Raw genomic sequence first — 6,407 nt, forward strand, 5'->3', positions numbered from 1 at the left:
GAGAACGTGGAGTCATGTCTCGTCGCCCCTCGCTCGATCTCCTCGTCGATGTGCTGCTCGTCGCCGTGGCGGCGGTGTGGGGCGCGAGCTTCGTCTCGGCCAAGAGCCTCGCTCTCGAGACCGGTGTCCCTTCCGCCGTCGCGCTCCGGTTCCTCGTCGCGGCGCTCGCTCTCGGCGTGATCTGCGCGGCGCGCCGGGAGCGGATGCCGCGTGGCCGCGGACTCGCCGTCGCCGTCCTCCTCGGCTTCTCTCAGGCCGCCGTCATCGGACTCGAGACCTGGGGTGTGCATCTCACCTCGGCGACCAATGCCGGGCTGCTCATCAGCCTCGCGCTCATCCTCACCCCCGTGCTCGAGAGCCTCGCCGCGCGGTCATGGCTTCCGCGCTCGTACTTCGTCGCAGCGGTCGCAGCAGTGGTGGGGGTCGCCCTTCTCGTGTCGGACGGCGGGCTGCGGATGCCGACCGCGGGCGACGCTCTCGTGATCGCCGCAGCCGTGGTGCGGGCGTTCCACGTGACCGCGAGCGCCAGACTGACCCGCGGCCGCCGGGACAGCACGCTCGCCGTCGTCCTCGTGCAGCTCATCGTGTGCGCGGCGACGGCATCACTGGTCGCAGGAGCAGAGCTGCCCGCGGCCGTCGCGCGACTCGACGGACGGGGATGGGCGAACGTCGTGTTCCTCGGACTGATGTGCTCGGTGTTCGCGTTCGTCGTTCAGCTCTGGGCGGTGCGGCGCACCTCGGCGACGCGAGCCAGCATCCTCATGGGCACCGAGCCGGTCTGGGCGCTGCTGGTCGGCATCCTGCTCGGCGGGGAGATCGTCGGCACCGTCGGCCTGCTCGGTGCCGCGCTCATCGTCGCCGCGTCGTACGCCGGTCAGGCGATCGAACGACGCCACCGGGAGCGGGTGCTCGAGCCCCCGGTCGTGGTGCCGGTCGTGGTGCGGAGCACCGACAGCGCTCAGGCGTAGTCGCTGTCGTCCACCGGAGACGGCGCCGGGCCCAGGCTCGCGAGAGCGTCCCACAGCGCCTCCGGCACCTCCGTCTGCTCCAGCTCGTCGAGCTGCTCGCGACGATGCGGCGACGACACCCCGACGACGGTGGAGTCGACCAGCGGCGACCGCAGCGAGTAGTGCAGGGCTGCGGCAGCAATCGACGTTCCGTGCTCCGCGCACAGGCGCTGCAACCGCTCGGTCCACGCCAGCAGCTCCTCGCCGGCAGGCCGATAGGCGTATTGCGCACCGGCATGCGGCCCCTTGACGAGCAACCCCGAGCCGAACGGCGCGGCGTTGAACACGGCCATGCCCCGTTCCTTGGCGTCGGCGAACACCGTCGCCGCCGAGTGATCCACGAGCGTGAATCGATTGTGGATGAGAACGGCGTCGAACACACCCGTCTCGACGTACTTCGCCATCAGCGGCACCGGAGCGGCCGCGACACCGATCGCGTCCACCACACCCGCGCTCCGGAGTTCGATGAGACCCTGCACCGCGCCACCGATCGAGATCGAGTCCTCGAACGACACCGAATAGGGATCGTGCAGGTGCAGCAGCGGAAGCCGGTCGACCCCGAGGCGGGCGGACGTCTCCTCGAACGAGCGGAGCACACGGTCGCGGTCGAACACACCCGTCTCCGGGTCCTGATCCACCTTCGAGATGACCCGCGACCCGTCCATCCCCAATTCGCGCAGCGCGATCCCGAGCACTGCCTCGGAGCGACCGCCGGCGTAGTTGTTCGAGGTGTCCACGAACCCGTGTCGGCTCGTGAGCAGGTCGATGGCGACCTCGACGGCGGCTCTCTCCTCAGCGGACCCCGGCTCCGAATGCCGGCCGAGGCCGGAGGTTCCGAGGGTGATGGCGGTCGGTTCGATCTTCATCCGCTGGAGTCCGTTCTACTGGGGGCCGGTCGTCGCGATTCTGCTGCCACTGTATCGCCGGACGATCCGCCTCACTCCACGAGCAGTGCGGGCTCCTCGAGCACGGATGCCACGTCGGCGATGAAGCGGCTCATGCCGTCTCCGTCGATCACGCGGTGGTCGAACGATCCCGCGACCGTGGTGACCCAGCGGGGGCGCACCTCGCCGTCGACGACCCACGGCTTCTGACTGATCGTGCCCATCGCCACGATTCCGGCCTCGCCGGGGTTGATGATCGGCGTGCCGGCATCCATCCCGAACACACCGATGTTGGTGATCGTGATCGTGCCGCCCTGCTGGTCGGCCGGGCTCGTCTTGCCTTCGCGAGCGGTCAGCGTGAGGCGGTTGAGGGCGCGAGCGAGGTCCTTCATGCTGAGGTCCTGAGCGTCCTTGATGTTCGGCACGAGCAGCCCACGAGGCGTGGCCGCCGCGATGCCGAGGTTCACGTAGTGACGCACCGAGATCTCGGCGCCGCCCTCGGTCTCGATCCACGCCGCGTTGACCATCGGGGTGCGACGAGCGGCCCAGATGACGGCACGGGCCATGATCAGCAGCGGCGAGACCCGGATGTCGGCGTAGTCAGGGGAGGCCTTGAGCCGCTTGACGAGCTCCATTGTGCGGCTCGCGTCGATCTCCTTCCACACGGTGACGTGCGGGGCGGAGTAGGCGCTCTGCACCATCGCCGACGACGTCGCCTTGCGCACGCCCTTGACCGGGATCGATTCGGTGCGGTCATCGCTCTGACCGGAGGCGGATGCCGGCGACGCCGACACTCCACGGGCGAGGCCCGCCGGTGCGCTCTGCGGCGCCGGCACGGTCTCCTCGCGCACAGCACCCCACTCGGGCGTCTCGATGTTGCGGAACACGCTGGCCTGCTGCGCGTGGGTCATGACGTCGTCGCGCGTGACCTCGCCGTCGGCGCCGGTCGGCGTGACGGTCGTGAGGTCGACTCCCAGGTCGCGGGCGAGCTTGCGGATCGGAGGCTTCGCGATCACGCCGACCGACGAGCGCACGGGGCGCTCGGCCGGACGCTTGCGGCGCGAGGTGGCACCGCCGCCGGAGCCGTAGCCGACGAGCACAGACCCGCCGCCCTCTTCGGGCGCGGGGGCCTCGGCGGTCGCGATCACGCCGGGTCCGGCGTCGTCGCGCGCATCCGTCACGAACGTGATGATCGGCGAACCGACCTCGACCGTCGTGCCTTCGGCGGCGAGCAGCTCGCCGACGACACCGGCGTGCGGCGACGGCAGCTCGACGAGCGACTTGGCCGTCTCGATCTCGCAGATGACGTCGTTGATCGCGACCGTGTCACCGGGAGCGACCTTCCACGTCACGATCTCGGCCTCGGTCAGGCCCTCGCCCACGTCGGGGAGGTTGAAGTTCTGCGTGCTCATGTGCGGTCCTTTCGGAACGGTGAGGTCAGTAGGCCAGCGAACGGTCGACGGCCTCGAGGATGCGGTCGGCATCGGGGAGGTAGGAGCCCTCGAGCTTCGCGGGAGGGAAGGGCGTGTCGTAGCCCGAGACCCGCAGCACCGGGGCCTCGAGTGCGTAGAAGGCGCGCTCCATGACGGTCGCCGCGACCTCGCTGCCGATACTCGTGAAGCCCTGGGCCTCCTGCGCGTAGACCATGCGACCGGTCTTGCGCACCGAGTTCAGGATGGGCTCGTAATCGATGGGCGACAGTGAGCGCACGTCGACGACCTCGCAGCTGGTGCCCTCGGATTCGGCGAGCGCCGCCGCCTGCAGCAGTGTCGTCACCATGGCGCCGTGTCCGACGAGGGTCACGTCGGACCCGGTGCGCACGACGCGCGACGAGTGCAGCGGAGCGGCGGAGGCGTCGAGCTCGACCTCGCCCTTGGTCCAGTAGCGGCTCTTCGGCTCCATGAAGATCACGGGGTCGTTCGAGGCGATGGCCTCCTGGATCATCCAGTACGCGTCGTTCGGCGTCGACGGGGAGACCACGCGCAGCCCCGGGGTGTGCGCGAAGTACGCCTCGGGGCTCTCCTGGTGGTGCTCGACGGCGCCGATGTGCCCGCCGTACGGGATGCGGATGACGATCGGCAGGCTCAGTGCGCCTTCGTGGCGGTTCGTGAGCTTCGCGAGCTGCGTCGTGATCTGGTCGAACGCGGGGAACACGAAGCCGTCGAACTGGATCTCGATGACGGGACGGAAGCCGGTCATCGCGAGCCCGATCGCGGTGCCGACGATGCCCGACTCGGCGAGCGGGGTGTCGAGCACCCGGCGGTCGCCGAAGTCGCGCTGCAGATGCTCGGTCACCCGGAAGACACCGCCGAGCTTGCCGATGTCCTCGCCCATGAGCAGGACCTTCCGGTCGTTCTCCATGGCTGCGCGCAGACCTGCGTTGAGCGCCTTGCTGAACGGCATGTTCTCGAGAGTCATGTCAGTTGCCTCCCTCGAACGATGCCTCGTAGCGCGCGTGCCACGCCTTCTGCTCCGCGATCAGCGGGTGCGGGTCGCTGTAGACGTGGTCGAACATCTTGTCGATCGACGGCGGTCCGAGCTCGACGGTGCGGGCGCGCAGGTCTTCTGCGGCGTCCGCGGCCTCGGCATCCGCATCCGCGAAGAACTGCCCTGCCGCTCCCCTGTTCTCGAGGAACGCGCGCATGCGGTCGATCGGGTCGCGCTCGGCCCACGACTGCTCCTCGTCGGAGCCGCGGTACTTCGTGGGGTCGTCACTCGTGGTGTGCGCGCCGAGGCGGTAGGTCACGGCCTCGATGGCGCGGGGTCCACCACCGCTGCGCGCCTCGTCGAGAGCGGTGCGCGAGACGGCGTAGCTGGCGAGCACGTCATTGCCGTCGACGCGGACGCTGGGGATGCCGTAGCCGGCGCTGCGCTCGACGAGCGGAACGCGAGACTGGGTCGCCACGGGTACGGAGATCGCCCAGTGGTTGTTCTGCAGGAAGAAGACGGTCGGCGCCTGGTAGCTGGCGGCGAAGACCATCGCCTCGTGCACGTCGCCCTGGCTCGACGCGCCGTCGCCGTAGTAGGCGATGACCGCTTCGTCGGTGTCGAGGTCGCCGGTGCCCGAGCGTCGGTCGAAGTTCAGGCCCATGGCGTAGCCGGCCGCGTGCAGCGTCTGCGAGCCGAGCACCAGCGTGTACAGGCGGGTGTTACCATTCTTCGGGTCGGTCGGATCCCAGCCGCCGTGCGAGACGCCGCGCATGAGCTTGATGATGTCGAGCGGGTCGACTCCGCGGATGCGCGTCACGACGTGCTCACGGTACGACGGGAAGATCGTGTCCTGTGCGCGGGCGGCACGGCCCGACCCCACCTGCGCGGCCTCCTGGCCACGGCTCGGCGGCCACAGGGCGAGCTGACCCTGGCGCTGCAGGTTGGTCGCCTGGGTGTCGATCGCGCGGATGATCACCATGTCGCGGTAGAACTGCTCGAGCTCCGCATCGCTGATCGCCTCGATCAGCGGCAGATACCTCTCGGCAGCCGGACTGGGTGCGAAACGGCCGTCCTTCTCCAGGACGCGGACGAGTTCAGTCTCTGACGAGGTCACGCTGCCACGCTACCGCCGCGCGCATGCCCGGTCACGCATACCTAGGACGTCCTCGCATCTCTCGGGAAACCGGAGAAACGGGGGTCAGCGCACGCTCAGACCAGGGTCGAGGCGACGTCGAGGACGCGGGCGACGGACTCCTCTTCGCCGACGGAGATGCGGATGCCGTCGCCGGGGAAGGGCCGCACGATCAGGTCGCCCGCGACGAACGCCGCAGCGACCTCGTCGGTGCGCTTTCCCGTGGGCAGCCAGACGAAGTTGGCCTGAGAGTCGGGGACATCCCAGCCCTGTGCGCGCAGCCCCTCGACCAGACGAGTGCGCCGCTCGACGATCACGGCGACGCGCTCGAGCAGCTCGCTCTCGGCGTCGAGGCTGGCGATGGCGGCATTCTCGGCGGCGGACGTGACGGACAGCGGGATGCCGGTCGTGCGCGCGGCGTCGAGGACCTTCTCGTTGCCGATCGCGTAGCCGATGCGCAGGCCGGCGAGACCGTAGGCCTTCGAGAAGGTGCGCAGCACGACGACGTTCGGATGCCGTTCGAAGACCCGCTCGGCGAGACCGTCGACCGCATCCGGTGCGGTCACGAACTCGGCGTACGCCTCATCGAGGATGATCAGCACGTCGGCGGGCACGCGCTCGACGAACGTCGCGAACTCGTCGCTCGTGATGATCGGACCGGTCGGGTTGTTCGGCGTGCACAGGATGATCGCACGGGTGCGCTCGGTGACGGCATCCGCCATCGCGTCGAGGTCATGACGCGAGTCGACGGTCAGGGGCACCTGCACTCCGGTGGCGCCGGCGACGAGCGGCAGGCTCGGGTACGCCTCGAACGAGCGCCACGCGTAGACGACCTCGTCGCCGACGGATGCCGTGGCGAGGATCAGCTGGTGCAGGATCGAGACGCTGCCTGCGGCGACGTGCACCTGATCGGGCTCGACGGCGTAGCGCGCGCCGAGTCGCTCGCGCAGGCGG

At 69.5% G+C, this 6,407-nt stretch carries 6 protein-coding genes; 1 reads left to right on the top strand and 5 read right to left on the bottom strand.

Annotation, left to right across the window (positions count from 1 at the left end; all coding sequences use genetic code 11):
* Nucleotides 1-14 precede the first annotated feature (14 nt).
* Nucleotides 15-968: a DMT family transporter gene (locus tag RTM68_RS05765; RefSeq protein ID WP_312169243.1), complete on the top strand. Its 954-nt coding sequence runs from the start codon at nt 15-17 to the stop codon at nt 966-968.
* Here the strand turns inward: RTM68_RS05765 and RTM68_RS05770 are convergent.
* The 5 genes from RTM68_RS05770 to RTM68_RS05790 form a co-directional block, all read right to left on the bottom strand.
* On the bottom strand, nt 959-1,873 hold the full coding sequence (locus RTM68_RS05770) for an aldo/keto reductase (RefSeq protein ID WP_312169167.1): 915 nt from the start codon (nt 1,871-1,873) through the stop codon (nt 959-961). The genes RTM68_RS05765 and RTM68_RS05770 overlap by 10 nt on opposite strands.
* A gap of 71 nt (nt 1,874-1,944) precedes the next feature.
* A complete protein-coding gene (locus RTM68_RS05775; RefSeq protein WP_312169169.1) occupies nt 1,945-3,303 on the bottom strand; it encodes a dihydrolipoamide acetyltransferase family protein in 1,359 nt (452 codons plus the stop codon).
* 25 nt (nt 3,304-3,328) lie between these two features.
* Nucleotides 3,329-4,309: an alpha-ketoacid dehydrogenase subunit beta gene (locus tag RTM68_RS05780; RefSeq protein ID WP_312169171.1), complete on the bottom strand. Its 981-nt coding sequence runs from the start codon at nt 4,307-4,309 to the stop codon at nt 3,329-3,331.
* A 1-nt stretch (nt 4,310) separates the two neighbouring features.
* Complete coding sequence (locus RTM68_RS05785) at nt 4,311-5,435, bottom strand: thiamine pyrophosphate-dependent dehydrogenase E1 component subunit alpha (RefSeq protein WP_312169173.1); 1,125 nt, start codon at nt 5,433-5,435, stop codon at nt 4,311-4,313.
* A 95-nt stretch (nt 5,436-5,530) separates the two neighbouring features.
* Nucleotides 5,531-6,407: histidinol-phosphate transaminase (locus RTM68_RS05790; protein WP_312169176.1), on the bottom strand; the 877-nt coding region annotated here is incomplete at its 5' end.

The organism is Microbacterium sp. (assembly GCF_031988965.1).
Taxonomy (GTDB): domain Bacteria; phylum Actinomycetota; class Actinomycetes; order Actinomycetales; family Microbacteriaceae; genus Microbacterium.

Excerpts from the sequence above, each read along its gene's own strand:
- RTM68_RS05765 (WP_312169243.1), top strand. The coding sequence starts at position 15 with ATGTCTCGTCGCCCCTCGCTCGATCTCCTCGTCGATGTGCTGCTCGTC.
- RTM68_RS05770 (WP_312169167.1), bottom strand. The coding sequence starts at position 1,873 with ATGAAGATCGAACCGACCGCCATCACCCTCGGAACCTCCGGCCTCGGC.
- RTM68_RS05775 (WP_312169169.1), bottom strand. The coding sequence starts at position 3,303 with ATGAGCACGCAGAACTTCAACCTCCCCGACGTGGGCGAGGGCCTGACC.
- RTM68_RS05780 (WP_312169171.1), bottom strand. The coding sequence starts at position 4,309 with ATGACTCTCGAGAACATGCCGTTCAGCAAGGCGCTCAACGCAGGTCTG.